This is a genomic window from Sphingomonas sp. FW306-1B-B10E (genome assembly GCF_058782005.1).
This window is the reverse complement of sequence record NZ_JBYSXG010000057.1, coordinates 1-15,464: the sequence shown is the minus strand read 5'-3', so window position 1 is coordinate 15,464 and position 15,464 is coordinate 1. Positions and strand designations below refer to the sequence as shown.

Annotated in this window: 16 protein-coding genes; 9 read left to right on the top strand and 7 right to left on the bottom strand. The window is 66.2% G+C overall.

The genetic code is table 11. The features are described 5' to 3' along the window. Positions 1-40 precede the first annotated feature (40 nt). From pgl to AC3WJI_RS18010, 5 genes are all read right to left on the bottom strand, one after another. Complete coding sequence (pgl, locus tag AC3WJI_RS18030; RefSeq protein ID WP_492758674.1) at positions 41-748, bottom strand: 6-phosphogluconolactonase; 708 nt, start codon at positions 746-748, stop codon at positions 41-43. A gap of 48 nt (positions 749-796) precedes the next feature. Next, entirely contained in the window at positions 797-2,257 is a 1,461-nt protein-coding gene (gene zwf / locus AC3WJI_RS18025; RefSeq protein WP_492758673.1) for a glucose-6-phosphate dehydrogenase, read from the bottom strand. 97 nt (positions 2,258-2,354) lie between these two features. Then, positions 2,355-3,296, bottom strand: a complete 942-nt coding sequence (gene argC / locus AC3WJI_RS18020; RefSeq protein ID WP_492758672.1) for an N-acetyl-gamma-glutamyl-phosphate reductase — start codon at positions 3,294-3,296, stop codon at positions 2,355-2,357. Beyond that, positions 3,293-3,673, bottom strand: coding sequence for an SH3 domain-containing protein (locus AC3WJI_RS18015; RefSeq protein ID WP_492758671.1), 381 nt, complete (start codon positions 3,671-3,673; stop codon positions 3,293-3,295). The genes argC and AC3WJI_RS18015 overlap by 4 nt, the downstream gene beginning before the upstream one ends. Continuing rightward, the gene (locus tag AC3WJI_RS18010; protein ID WP_492758688.1) at positions 3,603-3,956 is read right to left on the bottom strand and encodes a MarR family transcriptional regulator; all 354 of its coding nucleotides are present in this window, start codon (positions 3,954-3,956) and stop codon (positions 3,603-3,605) included. The genes AC3WJI_RS18015 and AC3WJI_RS18010 overlap by 71 nt, the downstream gene beginning before the upstream one ends. Positions 3,957-4,173: 217 nt before the next feature. Here AC3WJI_RS18010 and secG point away from each other — a divergent pair, with 217 nt between their 5' ends. From secG to AC3WJI_RS17990, 4 genes are all read left to right on the top strand, one after another. Then, positions 4,174-4,572: a preprotein translocase subunit SecG gene (gene secG, locus AC3WJI_RS18005; protein ID WP_492758670.1), complete on the top strand. Its 399-nt coding sequence runs from the start codon at positions 4,174-4,176 to the stop codon at positions 4,570-4,572. Positions 4,573-4,664: 92 nt separating this feature from the next. After that, positions 4,665-6,296 carry a CTP synthase gene (gene pyrG / locus AC3WJI_RS18000; RefSeq protein WP_492758669.1) on the top strand — a complete coding sequence of 544 codons (1,632 nt, stop codon included), beginning with the start codon at positions 4,665-4,667 and terminating at the stop codon, positions 6,294-6,296. Positions 6,297-6,388: 92 nt separating this feature from the next. Continuing rightward, positions 6,389-6,799, top strand: a complete 411-nt coding sequence (locus AC3WJI_RS17995; protein WP_492758668.1) for a hypothetical protein — start codon at positions 6,389-6,391, stop codon at positions 6,797-6,799. A 44-nt stretch (positions 6,800-6,843) separates the two neighbouring features. Further along, positions 6,844-7,518, top strand: a complete 675-nt coding sequence (locus AC3WJI_RS17990) for a peptidylprolyl isomerase (protein ID WP_492758667.1) — start codon at positions 6,844-6,846, stop codon at positions 7,516-7,518. A gap of 132 nt (positions 7,519-7,650) precedes the next feature. Here AC3WJI_RS17990 and AC3WJI_RS17985 read toward each other — a convergent pair whose 3' ends face one another. Further along, a complete protein-coding gene (locus AC3WJI_RS17985; protein ID WP_492758666.1) occupies positions 7,651-8,118 on the bottom strand; it encodes an Hsp20 family protein in 468 nt (155 codons plus the stop codon). Between the two features lie 237 nt (positions 8,119-8,355). Between AC3WJI_RS17985 and AC3WJI_RS17980 the strand changes: the two genes are divergently transcribed. From AC3WJI_RS17980 to AC3WJI_RS17965, 4 genes are all read left to right on the top strand, one after another. Beyond that, on the top strand, positions 8,356-10,806 hold the full coding sequence (locus tag AC3WJI_RS17980; protein ID WP_492758665.1) for a TonB-dependent receptor: 2,451 nt from the start codon (positions 8,356-8,358) through the stop codon (positions 10,804-10,806). A 569-nt stretch (positions 10,807-11,375) separates the two neighbouring features. Next, positions 11,376-12,626: a lipoprotein-releasing ABC transporter permease subunit gene (locus AC3WJI_RS17975; RefSeq protein ID WP_492758664.1), complete on the top strand. Its 1,251-nt coding sequence runs from the start codon at positions 11,376-11,378 to the stop codon at positions 12,624-12,626. Continuing rightward, positions 12,619-13,296 carry an ABC transporter ATP-binding protein gene (locus AC3WJI_RS17970; RefSeq protein ID WP_492758663.1) on the top strand — a complete coding sequence of 226 codons (678 nt, stop codon included), beginning with the start codon at positions 12,619-12,621 and terminating at the stop codon, positions 13,294-13,296. Before AC3WJI_RS17975 ends, AC3WJI_RS17970 begins: the two co-directional genes overlap by 8 nt. After that, complete coding sequence (locus tag AC3WJI_RS17965; protein WP_492758662.1) at positions 13,293-13,772, top strand: glutathione peroxidase; 480 nt, start codon at positions 13,293-13,295, stop codon at positions 13,770-13,772. Before AC3WJI_RS17970 ends, AC3WJI_RS17965 begins: the two co-directional genes overlap by 4 nt. A gap of 34 nt (positions 13,773-13,806) precedes the next feature. On the opposite strand, the gene AC3WJI_RS17960 is transcribed toward AC3WJI_RS17965, so the two are convergent. After that, on the bottom strand, positions 13,807-14,232 hold the full coding sequence (locus tag AC3WJI_RS17960; RefSeq protein ID WP_492758661.1) for a hypothetical protein: 426 nt from the start codon (positions 14,230-14,232) through the stop codon (positions 13,807-13,809). 238 nt (positions 14,233-14,470) lie between these two features. Here AC3WJI_RS17960 and AC3WJI_RS17955 point away from each other — a divergent pair. Beyond that, a partial coding sequence (locus AC3WJI_RS17955) for a PHP domain-containing protein (protein WP_492758660.1) occupies positions 14,471-15,464 on the top strand: 994 nt, incomplete at its 3' end.

Below are 15,464 nucleotides of genomic sequence, written 5' to 3'. Positions count from 1 at the left end.
AATGCAACTGGACCCCGGCCTGCGCCGGGGAACAGCTAATTCACGCCGCCCAGTGAATATCCACCGGCAGTTCGACATCAGCGAGGATGCGGCCGACCGGGTAGTTGGACGACGCACCCTGTTCGATCGCCGCCTCGAGCACGTCGCGCTTGCCCTGGCCGGTGACGGCGATCATCAGCGCGCGCGCCGACACGATCGCCGCCTTGCTGAGCGTAACACGCGCGACCGGCGCCTCGGGCGGTAGCGGATCGGGCATCACGCCCAGCGCACGGCGCTCCTTGGGCCCGTTCAGCGCCTCGTCGAAATCCGCGCCGGGGAAAATGGACGCGGCATGACCGTCGCCGCCGACGCCAAGCAGGCACAGGTCGAGCGGCCAGTGCAGATCCTGCAGGATGGCGTCGGCGGCGCGGCCGGCGGCCTTGTAATCGGCGACGGTCGCGCTGATCAGCGGGATCACGCGTGCGCCCTTGGGGATGAACACCTTGCCGATCGCGGTCACGTTCGACAGCGGGTCGCCGAGCGGCACCAGCCGGTCGTCGCCGGGGACGATCGTCACGCGCTTCCAATCGAGCTTGGCCTGGGCCAGTTTCTCGTAGATCGGCAGCGGCGTCTTGCCGCCCGCCAGCGCGACGACGGCGGCGCCGCGCGCGTCGATCGCGCTCTCGATGATGAACTGCACGTCGCCGGCGACGGCCGCGGCCATCTCCTCGGCATCGTCATAGTCCCACCATTCGATTTCGGTCGTCATGTCAGCTCCTGAATATTCGGTGGGTTCGTCATATATGGGGCACCAGGCCTATTCGTTCCACGTCACCCCGTCGCGCTCGGTGAGCGCGACCGAGGCGGAGGGTCCCCAGCTGCCCGAGGCATAAGGCTTGGGCTTGATGTCGTTGGCTTCCCAGCCGGCGCGGATCCCGTCGATCCATTCCCATTGCGCCTCGACCTCGTCGCGGCGGACGAAGAGCGTCGGATCGCCTTCGATCAGGTCGAGCAGCAGCCGCTCATAGGCGATCCGGCGGCGCGTGCCCGCGAATTCGTTCTCGAGGCTGAGGTTGAGCGGCACTTCGCGCAGCCGCACGCCCTCGCGGTCGAGCCCGGGCTGCTTGGCCATCACCAGCAACCGGACATATTCCTCGGGCTGGAGGCGGATCGCTAGCACGTTGGGCTGGAGCGCGCCGCCGCGCTCGGCGAACATCGAATGCGGCACCGGCTTGAACTGGATCACGATCTCCGAGCGGCGCTCGGCGAGACGTTTGCCGGTACGCAGGTAGAAGGGCACGCCGTGCCAGCGCCAATTGTCGATATGCGCCTTGATCGCCACGAAGGTCTCGGTGTTCGACGGTTTTTCGAGGTCGCTGGCATAATCGCGGACGATCTCGCCCTTGACCGCGCCACCGCCATATTGGCCGGTCACGGTCAGCTGCGGCGCCTCGGCGGCGCTGATCTTGCGCAGCGAACGCAGCACCTTGACCTTCTCGTCGCGGATCGCGGTGCCGTCGAAGCGGGCGGGGGGCTCCATCGCGATCAGCGCCAGCAGCTGGAGCATGTGGTTCTGCACCATGTCGCGCAGTGCGCCGGTCTCGTCGTAGAAGCCGGCGCGGCCTTCGAGACCTACCGTCTCAGACACGGTGATCTGGACATGGTCGATCCCTTGCGCGTTCCACACCGGTTCGAACAGCGAATTGCCGAAGCGCAGCGCGAGGATGTTCTGTACCGTCTCCTTGCCGAGATAATGGTCGATGCGGAACGTACGCTCCTCTGGGAAGGCGCCGGCGACGAGGTCATTGATCTCGCAGCTCGACTTGAGGTCCTTGCCCAGCGGCTTTTCGAGGCTGATCCGGACATTGTCGCCCGCGAGCCCGGCGCTCTTGAGGCCCTCAATCGTCGGGCCGAACAGCCAAGGCGCGGTCGACAGGAAGATCGCCAGCCCGCCCGAGATGTCGCCGAGCTTGTCCTTGAGCGCAGCGAACCCGCTCAGGTCCGATGCGTCGAGCGCCTGATAGCTCAACCGTTCGAGAAAGCTACCGACAGCGTTGTCATCCTTACGGTCAGCGGGCAGGAATTGCTCGAGCGCGTGACGGGCAAACTCGCGATAGGATTGATCGTCCTTGTCGGATCGCGCGGTGCCGGTGATCGTGAGGCCCGCGGGAAGCAGCCCATCGGCATGCAGCGCGTAGAGCGACGGCAGCAGCATCCGCTGCGCGAGATCGCCGGTTGCACCGAACAGCAGCAATTTGCCCACGGGCTGATGCATCATTTGCCTCACGTGTTGTTTCGTTCGCGAGACACCAATGGGCGCCAAAGATCAAGCGACTAAGCCTTCCTTCCCGGCGAAAGCCGGGATGACGCCGGTGTCAGAGAACCAGACCCGCCGTCGGGTCGAGCCCGGCCATGATGTTGAGGTTCTGGACCGCGGCACCCGCGGCGCCCTTGCCGAGATTGTCGAGCGTCGCGACGAGCCGCGCCTGGCCGCGCTCGGCATTGCCGAACACGCGCAGGCTCAGCCGATCGGTTCCGGCATCCTCCTCGATCGAGACCGTGGAGACGTCGCTTGGCAGCACCCGGACGAGCGGGCATTCCTTGTACGCATCGCGCAGCGCATTCTCGATCGCCTCCAGCGACGGGCGGCGCGTGAAGGCGTGGAGGGGCAGCGGCACTTCGACCACCATCCCGCGATAGGTACGCGCGACCGCAGGCTGGAAGATCGGGGGATATTCGATCCGCGCATGCTTCTGCATCTCGGGCACGTGCTTGTGGTCGAGGCCGAGGCCATAGTTGCGGAAGGCAGTCGCGGTGAAGCCGGCCGAACCCTCGTCCTCGAAGTCGGCGATCATCGATTTGCCGCCGCCCGAATAGCCCGAGACCGCGTTGACCGTGAAGCTGTGGTCGAGCGGCACCAGCCCGGCGCGCACCAGCGGCCGCACGAGCGCGAGGAAGCCGGTGGGATAGCAGCCCGGGTTGCTCACCCGCGCCGCCTCGGCGATCGCATTCATCTGCCCGGGCTCGAGCTCGGCAAAGCCATAGACCCAGTCGGGCGCGACGCGGTGCGCGGTCGAAGCGTCGATCACGCGGACCTTGTCTGCCCGGATCATCGCCACCGCTTCGCGCGCCGCTTCGTCGGGCAGGCAGAGGATGACGAAATCGGCCGAATTGAGCGCGTCCTCCCGCTTGCGTGGGTCCTTGCGGTCGGCGTCGGCGAGGATCAGTTGCTCGATCCCCGCGCGGCCGTCGAGCCGCTCGCGAATCTCCAGGCCGGTGGTGCCGACGGCGCCATCGATGAAAACGCGGATCGTCATTGCGCGGCCGCCAGCGCTTCCGCCGGAAGATATCCGACAATTCCGGTCGCCGGCGCAACGCCCCAGGCGTGACTGCCAGCCAGTTCGAGCACCTCGAACACGTCGCCTGCGTTCAGGCTGGCCAGCACTTCCGAATCGGCGGCTGCACTGGCACGCAGTTCGGCGTCGGCGGCCAGCGTCCGCGGCATCGGCGCGGCATAATGGGGAGCGAACACGCGATCGGCAAGGCGAACGTCGGCAAGGTCGCGGCGCACGGCATCGACGCGCGAATCGAACGTCGCGGAGCGTCCCTTCAGCGAAAAGCGCTTACGCGTTGGCCCTGCGGGCGACTGGCTGGCTGAGGTTGTCGCCAGCGAGGAAATGCCCGAACTCTGCAAGAAACTCTGCCCCTTCAGCGGTACGCGCAACGAAGATGTTGCGTTTGTCGGTATCGTCGCGTTGGCGGCGCAGATAGCCGAGCGTCCCCAGGCGATTCAAGGCGCGGGTTACCACGGGCTTCGAAACGTTCAACGCCCGCGCCAGGCCGCGGACCGTATGCGGCCCCGGGTCGAGATACACAAGCATCAGGAGAGCCATCTGACGATTGGTGAGATCGGGCTCGCCCGAGCGCACATAATCGATCAGCGTGTTCTTCCAGGAAGACAGCGATTGGTCCGGCATCGCGTTCACGGCACATACTTCCGTTTCGTTCCCGGTCCTGTCCGGGAGCACGCACAACAAACGCAGCTTGGAGCTAGTGGTTTCAGTGCGTTGGCGAAATGTTACGGGTTAATTTAGAAACTGTGATGCTGCATCGCGGGACGAAACCGGCCGAGACGCAGTTGATCCTCGGCATCGGCTCCCCTATGTCGCCGCTTTCGCAACAGGTCCGGCCTTCATGCTCTTCACATTTCTGCTCGTCGTCCACGCCATCATCGCGGCATTGCTCGTCGCGGTGATTCTCATGCAGCGTTCGGAGGGCGGCGGACTGACCACGGGCGGCAGCCCGTCGGGACTGATGTCGGCGCGCGGCGCGGCGGACTTCCTGACCCGCGCCACGTCGATCCTCGCGACCCTGTTCATCGTGATGAGCATCGCGCTCGCCTTCATCGCGGCGACTCGTCACTCTTCCACGATCGACACGTCGCTCCAGCGCGCGCCCGCGCAGACCGCGCCGATCACTTCGCCGACCAGTGCGCCACCCTTCGCGATCGGCAATTCGACGGCGCCGGCGGGCGGCACCGCTCCGGCGAACACCACCGCACCGGCCAACGGCTCGGTCCCGCTCGCACAATAATCCGCCGCGCTCCGGCAATCGGAGGGCTTGGAAAAAATAAGTGAGTCGCGCGCTTGTCGGCGCGCGGCCAATGACGTTAGGCGTTTTCTCCCATGGCGCGGTATATTTTCATCACCGGCGGCGTGGTCTCCTCGCTTGGCAAGGGTCTCATGGCGGCGAGCCTCGCGGCTTTGCTCCAGGCCCGCGGCTATCGAGTCCGCATCCGCAAGTTCGATCCCTATCTCAACGTCGATCCCGGCACGATGTCGCCGCACCAGCACGGCGAAGTCTATGTCACCGACGACGGCGCCGAGACCGATCTCGATCTCGGCCATTACGAGCGCTTCACCGGCGTGGCGTCGCGCCAGTCGGACAACGTGACTTCGGGGCGGATCTACAAGACGATCATCGAGCGCGAGCGCCGCGGCGACTATCTCGGCGCGACCGTTCAGGTGATCCCGCACGTCACCGACGCGATCAAGGCGTTCGCGCAAGACGAGACCGACGACCTCGACTTCGTGCTCTGCGAGATCGGCGGCACCGTCGGCGACATCGAATCGCTGCCGTTCATCGAGGCGATTCGCCAGCTGCGCAACGATCTCGGCCGCGGCCAGACCGTCAGCATCCACGTCACGCTGGTCCCCTACATCTCTGCCGCCGGCGAGCTGAAGACCAAGCCGACTCAGCATAGCGTGCGCGAACTCGCGGCGCTGGGCGTCCAGCCCGACGTGCTCGTCTGCCGCTCGGAGCGCGACTTGCCCGCCGGCGAGCGCGCCAAGATCGCGCAGTTCTGCAACGTCCCCACCTCGGCGGTGATCCCGGCGCTCGACGCCAAGAGCATCTATGCGGTGCCGATGCAATATCATCGCGAGGGGCTCGACGTGGAAGTGCTCCGCGCGTTCGGGATCGATCCGGGCGAAGCGCCGAACCTCGAGCGCTGGGAGCGGATCGTCAGCCGGCTGCAGAATCCCGAGGGCGAAGTCACCATCGGCGTGGTCGGCAAATATATGGGCGTGCCCGACGCCTATAAGTCGCTCCATGAGGCGCTGGTCCACGGCGGGATCGCCAACCAGGTCAAGGTCAACATCCGCTGGCTCGACGCCGAATTGTTCGAGCGCGACGACGAGGAAGTCGCCGCCAAACTCGAGCCGATGCACGGCATCCTCGTCCCCGGCGGGTTCGGCGAGCGCGGCAGCGAGGGCAAGATCGCCGGCGTCCGCTTCGCGCGCGAGCGGGGCGTGCCCTTCTTCGGCATCTGTCTCGGCATGCAGATGGCGTGCGTCGATGCGGCGCGCGACCAGGGGCTCGAAAGCGCCTCGACTACCGAATTCGGCCCCACCGAGGAACCGGTGGTCGGCATGATCACCGAATGGATGACCGAAGAGGGCATCCAGAAGCGCGAGGAAGGCGGCGATCTCGGCGGCACGATGCGGCTCGGCGCCTATCCGGCCAAGCTCGGCGGCAACAGCGTCGTGGCGTCGATCTACGGCGCCGAAGAGATCAGCGAGCGCCACCGCCACCGCTACGAAGTCAACACCCACTACAAGCCGCTGCTCGAAAAGGGCGGGCTGGTCTTCTCCGGCATGTCGCCCGACGGCACCCTGCCCGAGATCGTCGAACGGCCCGACCATCCCTGGTTCGTCGGCGTGCAGTTCCACCCCGAGCTCAAGTCCAAGCCCTTCGAGCCGCATCCCTTGTTCGCCAGCTTCATCGAAGCGGCGGTCAAGCAGAGCCGGCTGGTCTAGGCACGTATAGCCGGCGAGCCGTGCGGCGCTGCGTCGGCGCGGAGGGTTGGTGCCTCGGAGCCTGGCATTATGCTGCGTCGACGGAGGTGCACGTGACTCGATTGCTGCCGATCGCCTTGCTGTTCCTCGCGTCGGCGATGGGTGCCGAAGCAACGCCTGCGAGCGCTCAGGCGCGGCAATGCTCGCTCGATTCGATGTCACCGGCGGAGAAGCAGGCGCTCACCACGGGATATTATCGAGTCCTGCGCGAAGAGGGGCAGGCACGCGCCGAGGCCTGGGTAAAGGAACAGGGGGCTGCCTTCGGAAGAAAGCTGGTCGCCGAAGGGGTGTGCCCGCCGCCGGCCGCGGCGAGCGAGGCGCCGCCTGCACCCACCGAGGATGACGCGCCGCTCCTCAATCGCCACGGCAAGGTCTGCAAGCGGCTCGAGCTGGAGAACCAGAACGTCCCCAATCTCGGCGGCGCGATGGGCTGGGCACTGATCCCGGTCTGCAAGGACGATTGACAAGCCTCTTTCCGCCGCGCTGCGCCATCGGCTAACGGGGCGGCATGCGTATCCTGTTCGCCGCGCTCGCGGCCCTGTTGCTTCCACTCGCCGCACCCGCTGCGTTGGCGCAGTCCCAGCCGATGCCAGGCATGATCCGCGTGCGCATCGAGACCAGCGCCGGCAACATCATCCTCGCGCTCGACGCCAAGCGCGCGCCCAAGACCACCGAGAATTTCCTCGCTTATGTCGATGACGGCCGGTTCGAGGGCACCGGCTTCTACCGCGCCTCGCGCCGAACCGGGAACGCCAAGTTCGGTTTCGTCCAGGGTGGAATCGCCAGCGATGCCCGCCGCATCCTGCCGTCGCCGCCGCTCGAGCCGACCAACCGGACGGGCATCCGCCACACCGACGGCACCGTGTCGATGGCGCACGGCGCGAGCATCGACGGGGCGACCGGCAATTTCTCGATCATGGTCGGCGACAATCCGTCGCTCGACGCGCGCGGTGCCGGGCGCAATGGCTATGCCGCGTTCGGCCATGTCGTCGCGGGGATGGACGTCGTGCGGAAAATCCTCGCCCGGCCGACCGGCGGGGGCAGGGGCCCGATGCGTGGCCAGATGATCCAGCCCGGCCCGATCCCGATCCTTCGCGTGGTCCGCCTCGACGGCGCGCCGCGGCCCACCGGCCGGGTCAAGCCATGGCTGATCGGCCCGACGCGTTGGATCCAGCCGAACTAACCCGAAACAAATGCTCCTGCTTTCGCAGGAGCGCTGCTGGATTCCGCCCCAAACAAAAGGCGCCCGGGCAATGCCCGAGCGCCCCTGCTGCGGCGCCCAAAGGGAGGAAAGCGCCGCTAGCCGTGGTTTGAATTAAGCCGCGTCGCGATGCTCGATCGACGCAGTCGGCGTGTTGCCCGCGTTCACGGCGATCTTCTTCGGCTTCATCGCCTCGGGGATCTCGCGGACCAGCTCGATCACGAGCAGGCCGTCGGCGAGGTCCGCGCTCTCAACGCGAACGAAGTCGGCGAGCTCGAAGCGGCGCTCGAAACTGCGATTGGCGATGCCGAGGTGCAGGAACGCGCCCTGATTGTTCTCGTTCTCGCTCGCCTTCTTGCCCTGGACCAGCAGCAGGTTCTGCTGCGCGGTCACGTCGATCTCGTCGGGCTTGAAGCCGGCGACGGCGAGCGTGATGCGATAGCGGTCCTCGGCGAGGCGCTCGAGGTTGAATGGAGGATAATTCTCGCTGCTCGCCTGACGGGCACTCGCCTCCAGCAAGTCGAACAGGCGGTCGAAGCCGACGGTGGAGCGGCGGAACGGAGTAAAGTCGAACTGACGCATTTCAAAACCTCTTATGAGCAAGTTGAACGTCTCTTTCGCGGCGCCCGGAACTCCGCAGCGCTGCTTGTCGCGGCCCATCGGGCACCGTGACCTTCGAAATGTGGTTTGGTTTTCAGCGATTTCAAGAGTGCGCTCGTCGCACCGGAGAAACGGAGCTTCGGCTCGCCAAAGATTCGCTTGCTCGCTAAAGTCCAGTAAGTTGATGGAGATTGATCGCGACATAATCAGGGGATGTCGATGAGCCTGTCTTCGCTTTCGTTGCTGCTTCTCGCCGGCGCTTCGCCGCTCGCCGCGCCGGCACCGGTGCGCGACGATCCGCCGGTGACTGCGCCCGCCGCAGACGATCCCGCGGCAGATCCGCAAGCCGAGACCAGCCAGGACGTCGTCGTCACCGCCCGCCGCCGCGAAGAGCGCGTCCAGGACGTGCCGATCGCATTGTCGGTGCTCAGCGGCGAGGATCTGGCGAAGTCGGGCGCGTTCAACGTCAACCGGCTCCAGCAGGCCCAGCCGACGCTGCAATTCTATTCGAGCAACCCGCGCAACTCGGCGATCAACATCCGCGGCCTCGGCGCACCGTTCGGCCTCACCAATGACGGCATCGAGCAGGGCGTCGGCTTCTATGTCGACGGCGTCTATATCGGCCGGATCGGCGCCTCGACCTTCGACTTCGTCGATGTCGAGCGGGTCGAGGTGCTGCGCGGACCCCAGGGCACGCTCTACGGCAAGAACACCACCGCGGGCGCGATCAACATCACGACGCGGGCACCGAGCTTCACGCCCGAATCACGCGTCGAAGTCAGCGTCGGCAATTACGACTTCCTCCAGACCAAGGCATCGGTCTCCGCGCCGCTGACCGACACCGTCGCGTTCCGCTTGTCGACCTCGGGCACCACGCGCCACGGCACGGTCCAGAACATCCGCACCGGGATCGACCAGCACCGGCTGCGAAACCTTGGCATCCGTGGCCAGTTGCTGTGGAATGCGGCGTCCAATCTCGACCTGACGCTATCGGGCGATTTCAACCGCCAGAACCCGCTGTGCTGCGTGCAATATTATGTGCGCGAGGGTGCCACCCAGCGTCCGCTCAACCGGCAATATGCCGCGCTGGCGGCGGCGTTCGGCTATGCCCCGCCGAGCCGAGACCCGTTCGACCGCGTCACCGATCTCGATGCCCAGTCCAACTCGCGCCAGGAAATCGGCGGGACCTCGCTCGTCGCCAATTGGGATATCGGCGCGGCGACGATCACCTCGGTCACCGCGTGGCGCTATTGGGATTGGCAGCCGGCAAACGATCGGGACTTTATCGGCCTGCCGATCACCACCGTCTCGCAGAATCCGTCGCAGCAGAAGCAATTCTCGCAGGAAGTGCGCCTCGCCTCGAACGGCAAGGGACCGCTCCAATATACGCTCGGCGCCTTCTACTTCCACCAGACGATCGACACCCAGGGCTCGCAGGTGCAGGGCCCGGCGGCGAGCCGTTATCTGCTCAATCCGGGCGCATCGGTCGTCCCGGGCGCGCGCGGCTGCGCCACCCCTACCACCGCCGCCTGCAACCCGGCGGTGCTCAACGGCCTGACGTCGACCAACACGATCAGCTTCGACAACACCAGCTTCGCAGTATTCGGCAAGCTCAATTGGGAAATTGTCGAAGGGCTCCACATCCAGCCCGGCCTGCGCGTCAACTATGACAAGAAGAGCGGCTCCTACGTCTCGGTGGTGACCACCGGGACCGGCAGTACGACGCTGACCGCCGACCAACGCGGCGTGCTCGCGCCGCAATCCTACCAGCCCGAATTCAGCGACTGGAACGTCTCGGGCGACTTTACCGTCTCGTACGATTTCAGCCCGGACGTGCACGCTTATGCGACCTACGCGCGCAGCTTCAAATCGGGCGGCATCAACCTGTCCGGCCTGCCGCTCGATGCCGCGAACAATCCGATCCTGGCCTCGGAAACGGTCAAGCCGGAGAAGGTCAATCACTATGAGGTCGGCCTCAAGACCCAGTTCGCCGATCGCAAGGTGACGCTCAACCTCGCCGGCTTCTGGACCGAAGTGAATGATTACCAGGCGACCGTCACCAACGGCCAGCTCGGCGTCATCCGCGGCTATCTCGCCAATGCCGAGAAGGTGCGCGTCCGCGGGTTCGAGCTCGACAGCAGCTTCCGCCCCAGCCGGCGCCTCAACCTCTACGGCAATGCCGCGTTCACCGACGCGACCTATGTCAGCTTCAAGGACGCGCCGTGCCCGCCCGAGCTCTCCGGCGGCACCACCGCGACCGCGGCGCAGACCCCCAGCGCGCCGGGCACCCCCGGCGGCCTCAGCCCGGCCAATTGCGATATTTCGGGACAGTGGCTGCCCGGCATCTCCAAATGGTCGCTGTCCTGGGGCGGGGAGGGCAATGTCCCCGCCGGCAACGGCCAGGTCTATCTCGGCTATGACGGCAGCTATCGCTCCAAATTCTCGTCCAACCCGTCGCGCTCCGCCTACATGGACATCAACGGCTATTCGCTGTCGAACTTCCGCCTCGGCTATCGCGAGGGCGACTTCAACATCTTCGGCTGGGTGCGCAACGCGTTCAACCAGCAATATTTCGAGCTGCTGTCCGCGCAGTCGGGAAGCACCGGTCTGATCGTCGGCCAGCCCGCCGATCCGCGGACCTATGGTTTGACGGTCAGCAGTTCGTTCTGACCGTCTCCGTGCTGACGTCTCGCCATGGCCGGGGGACGTCAGGGGGAGGGGGGTGAAGCCCGCATCGCCCCCCTCCTTACCTCGAAAAAGGAGCGATGCACCCAACCCGATCGTGCTGCGCTTGTCGAAGCACCGTCCTTCTTCCTTCTTCCGGGTGGAAAGGAGAGCGGCCCTTCGACAAGCTCAGGGCGAACGGGAATAGGTCAGATAGAAGAGGCTGGATGTCCTGAAACGGCAAACGCCCGGACCGTTTCCAGCCCGGGCGCCTGCGTGACGACTGCTCGTCAGCCCCCTTTGTAAGGCTCTGCCCGCGCGCCCGTACTTGCCTACGAGCGGGGCTGAGCCCTCCCCGAACCACGGCCATTTGCTGCCTGCGTTTCGACAGGGGTTTGCTAATTCGGCGGACGGCATTTGTCACCGGGTTTACAAAGGCTAGCCGCAGATTGGTCGCACCCTGTGGTGAATCGGCAACATAGCGGACACACGTGCCCTCTCGCCCGCGCATTGCCAGCGGCGCCCCGCATGGCCTAGAGCGGCGGTCGAGTAACCAGCTAGGCCCCACCGACCGCATGCTACTTTCGCGCTACGAGCGGATGATCGCCCGCCGCTATCTCCTGCCCGGCCGAAGCGAGGCGTTCATCGCCGTCGTCGCGGGGTTCAGCCTCGTCGCGGTGATGCTCGGCGTCGCCGCGCTCATCGTCGTGATGAGCGTGATGAACGGCTTCCGCGCGGAGCTGTTCGACAAGATCACGGGGCTCAACGGTCACGCCGTCGTCCAGGGCTATGCCGGCCAGCTGCGCGACTGGCGCCAGATCGTCGACCAGGCGAAGAAGACTCCCGGCGTGATCAGCGCGACGCCGCTGATCGAGCAGCCCTTGTTCGTCAGCTTCAACGGCCGGGTCGAGCCGGGCATGATTCGCGGGATGCGCGTCGAGGATATCCGCAGCAACCCCGCGCTCAAGGGCAAGGAAGTGCTCGGCTCGCTCAACCGGCTGGTGCCGGGCAGCGAGCAGGTCGCGATCGGCTCGCGCCTCGCCGAATCGATCGGTGCGACGGTGGGCAGCAAGATCACCGTGATCAACCCCGCCGGCGCCGCGACGCCGATGGGCACGATGTACCGCTCGGTCAGCTACACCGTTGCCGCGATCTTCGAAGTCGGCGTCTATGATTTCGACAAGATCTTCGTCGTCATGCCGCTCGAGGACGCGCAGACGCTGCTGCTCCTCGGCGATTCGGTGAGCATGGTCGAGATGGACACAAACGCGCCCGACAACGTCCAGCAGATCGTGATGCCGCTGGTCGACAAGGTCGGGAAGAGCGGTCAGATCGTCGACTGGCGGCAGATGAACCGCGAATTGTTCGAGGCGCTCCAGGTCGACCGGATCGTCTCGTTCACCGTGCTGTCGATCATCCTCGTGGTCGCCTCGTTCAACATCGTCTCGTCGCTCATCATGCTGGTCCGCTCGAAGACCCGCGACATCGCGGTGCTCAGGACGATGGGGGCGACGCGCGGCGGGCTGATGCGCATCTTCGTCACCGTCGGCACCACGATCGGCGCATTGGGCGTCGCCGCGGGCGGGCTGCTCGGCTTCCTGTTCATCACCTTCCGCGCGAACGTGGTGCAGTTCATCGGGCTGGTCACCGGCCAGCAGGTCTGGGACCCCTCGATGCGCTTCCTCACCGAATTGCCCGCCAAGACCGATCCTTTCGAGACGATCGGCATTTGCGTGATGGCGATGCTCTTCACTTTCCTCGCGACGCTGTATCCCGCCTGGAAGGCGGCGAGCACCGATCCGGTCCAGGTGCTTCGCTATGAATGACGATGCCATCCTTCAGACGCGCGGGCTGAAGCGCAGCTTCAAGCAGGGCGGCGCGGTGATCGAAGTGCTCCGCGGCGTCGATCTCGACGTCATGCCGGGCGAGATCGTGGCGTTGCTCGGCCCCTCGGGCTCGGGCAAGTCGACCCTGCTCCAGGCGGTCGGGCTGCTCGAGGGCGGCTTCGAAGGTTCGATCCGCATTGCCGGGAAGGAAGCGGCCAAGCTGCCCGCCGGCGGCCGCACCGAAGTACGCCGCGACAGTCTCGGCTTCGTCTACCAATTCCACCATCTGCTGCCCGACTTCAACGCGATCGAAAATGTCGTGCTGCCCCAGATGATCCACGGCGCGACGCGCGCCGATGCCGATTCGCGCGCCGAGCATCTGCTCACCGCGCTCGGTCTCGCGCAGCGCCTGACCCACCGTCCCAACCAGCTCTCGGGCGGCGAGCAGCAGCGTGTCGCCGTCGCCCGCGCACTCGCCAACCGCCCGGCCCTGGTGCTCGCCGACGAGCCCACCGGCAATCTCGACGAGGCGACTGCCGACCGAGTCTTCGCCGAATTCCTCAATCTCGTCCGTGGCGAGGGGTCGGCGGCCCTGGTCGCGACGCACAACGAACGCCTCGCCGAGCGGATGGACCGCGTGGTGCGGCTGCACGAAGGGAAGCTCGAATGAGCGCGATCACCGACATTCCCGTCCGCAAGCCCGGCGGCGAAGAGACCACGCTCGCCGATCACGCGGGCGAAGTGCTGCTGATCGTCAATACCGCATCGAAATGCGGCTTCACCCCGCAATATGCCGATCTCGAGGCGCTCCAGCGCGCGTATCAGGATCGCGGCTTCTCGGTGCTCGGCTTCCCGTGCAACCAGTTCGGCGGGCAGGAGCCCGGCGACGCCGCGGAGATCGCCAATTTCTGCTCGCTCACCTACGACGTGACCTTCCCGGTCTACGCCAAGGTCGACGTCAACGGCGCCGATGCCGCGCCCTTGTTCGAGCACCTCAAGAAGGAAGCGCCCGGCCTGCTCGGCTCGAAGGCGATCAAGTGGAACTTCACCAAGTTCCTGGTCGACCGCGACGGCAAGGTGGTCGACCGCTACGCGCCGACCACGTCGCCCAAGGATATCGCCGGCGACATCGAGAAGCTTTTGTAACTCCCCTCCCTTGCAGGGAGGGGAGTATCCTAGATCAATGCATCGCCGGCCCGGGCAGGCAGATCACATACTGGCCATTCTTCTCGATCATCGCCTTCTCGCCCTCGTCCCCCGCGACGAGCTTGCCGAGCTTGGCGAGCACCGAGACCATCGAGGTCGCGCCGGCGAGCGGCCGGCCGCGCGGGTCGCGGCGCGGGGCAGGGCGGGCGCCCCGCGCTTCACGGCGGCGCGGCGGCGGCGCTAGGCGGTGCATCCGCTGGGCGACGTCCGAGGCGGCGCCGGGCCGGCCGAACTCGCGCCACACCACGCGGAATCCCGCCGGAACCTGCGTCCACTCGGCCGCTTCCTCGAGGCGGATCATGTCGCACCCGCAGCGATGGCAGATGCTGAACTCGAGCCCCTGATTGTGGTGACGCTTGGCCGAGGGAACGTGGTTCATCACCGAGCAGAGGATCGTCATCGCAGGGCTACTCCAGATACCGGATCGCGGTTTGCCCAGGACGGGACCGCGATCGAAAGGTTGATCATCGTTAACCACGCTTTGGCCCAGGCCGCGGGTGAGTCGCCATTCCGGTCGCTCCCCATAAGCGACTCCCACAAGCGGGCTTGTACGGATGTGCCAGGTAAGTTTCGCGAAAGCTGTGGACGGCGCCGCGCCCGCGTTGGCAAGGCGGGTCTTCTCGCGCTAGAGTCCCGCGATGGCGCATTCGGGATTCGTACCGCTCCGGGTTTTCTCTTCCTACACGATGCTCGAAGGCGCGATCGAGCCCAAGGCGATCGCCAAGCGCGCGCGCGAGCTCGGCTTCCCCGCGGTCGCGGTGAGCGACCGCAACGGGCTCTACGCGGCGATGTCCTTCTCCGACGCGTGCAAGAAGGCGGGCGTCCAGCCGATCGTCGGCACCTTGCTCGCGGTCAAGCGCCCCGAGCTTGCCGAGGGCGCGCCGGCCGCGATCGACTGGCTCGCCCTCTATGCGCAGGACGAGACCGGCTATCTCAACCTCTGCCACCTCGTCTCCGCGGCGCATCTCGACCGCCCGATCGAGGAGGATGCGCACGTGCCGCTCGACGCGCTCGAGGGCCGCACCGACGGGCTGCTCTGCCTCACCGCCGGCGCCGAAGGCGCGCTCGCCCGGCTCTATGCCGAGGGGCAGGACCATGCCGCCGAAACCTACGCGCACAAGCTGGAAACGCTGTTCCCCGGCCGGCTCTATATCGAGATCGTCCGCCGGCTGAACGAAGTGGAGGGCCGCGCCGAGGCCAAGCTTCTCGACTACGCCTATGCCCGCGACCTCCCGATCGTCGGCACCAATCCGAGCTGCTTCGCCGAGGAGACCTTCCACGAGGCGCACGACGCGATGCTGTGCATCGCCAATTCCTCGTACATCGCCAGCGACGACCGCCCGCGCAGCTCGCCCGACGCCTGGATGAAGCCGGCGAACGAGATGAAGGCGCTGTTCGCCGACCTGCCCGAGGCGCTCGCCAACACGCTCGTCGTCGCGCAACGCTGCGCCTATGCCGCCCCCAAGCGCAAGCCGATCCTCCCCAGCCTCGCCGGCGACCGCGAAGGCGAGGCACGGATGCTGCGCGAGCAGGCCCGCGAAGGGTTGCACGCGCGCCTGGTCAAGATCGCGCAGATGGAGGGCAGAAAAGCCCCTCCCCTTCAGGGGAGGGGTTTGGGGTGGGGCCTGGGAA

What these genes read in the sequence shown, in the direction of transcription:
- AC3WJI_RS17980 (WP_492758665.1), top strand. Translation starts at nt 8,356, where the DNA reads ATGAGCCTGTCTTCGCTTTCGTTGCTGCTTCTCGCCGGCGCTTCGCCG.
- AC3WJI_RS17975 (WP_492758664.1), top strand. Translation starts at nt 11,376, where the DNA reads ATGCTACTTTCGCGCTACGAGCGGATGATCGCCCGCCGCTATCTCCTG.
- AC3WJI_RS18010 (WP_492758688.1), bottom strand. Translation starts at nt 3,956, where the DNA reads ATGCCGGACCAATCGCTGTCTTCCTGGAAGAACACGCTGATCGATTAT.
- AC3WJI_RS17965 (WP_492758662.1), top strand. Translation starts at nt 13,293, where the DNA reads ATGAGCGCGATCACCGACATTCCCGTCCGCAAGCCCGGCGGCGAAGAG.
- argC (WP_492758672.1), bottom strand. Translation starts at nt 3,296, where the DNA reads ATGACGATCCGCGTTTTCATCGATGGCGCCGTCGGCACCACCGGCCTG.
- pyrG (WP_492758669.1), top strand. Translation starts at nt 4,665, where the DNA reads ATGGCGCGGTATATTTTCATCACCGGCGGCGTGGTCTCCTCGCTTGGC.
- pgl (WP_492758674.1), bottom strand. Translation starts at nt 748, where the DNA reads ATGACGACCGAAATCGAATGGTGGGACTATGACGATGCCGAGGAGATG.
- zwf (WP_492758673.1), bottom strand. Translation starts at nt 2,257, where the DNA reads ATGATGCATCAGCCCGTGGGCAAATTGCTGCTGTTCGGTGCAACCGGC.
- AC3WJI_RS17985 (WP_492758666.1), bottom strand. Translation starts at nt 8,118, where the DNA reads ATGCGTCAGTTCGACTTTACTCCGTTCCGCCGCTCCACCGTCGGCTTC.
- AC3WJI_RS17960 (WP_492758661.1), bottom strand. Translation starts at nt 14,232, where the DNA reads ATGACGATCCTCTGCTCGGTGATGAACCACGTTCCCTCGGCCAAGCGT.
- secG (WP_492758670.1), top strand. Translation starts at nt 4,174, where the DNA reads ATGCTCTTCACATTTCTGCTCGTCGTCCACGCCATCATCGCGGCATTG.
- AC3WJI_RS17990 (WP_492758667.1), top strand. Translation starts at nt 6,844, where the DNA reads ATGCGTATCCTGTTCGCCGCGCTCGCGGCCCTGTTGCTTCCACTCGCC.
- AC3WJI_RS17970 (WP_492758663.1), top strand. Translation starts at nt 12,619, where the DNA reads ATGAATGACGATGCCATCCTTCAGACGCGCGGGCTGAAGCGCAGCTTC.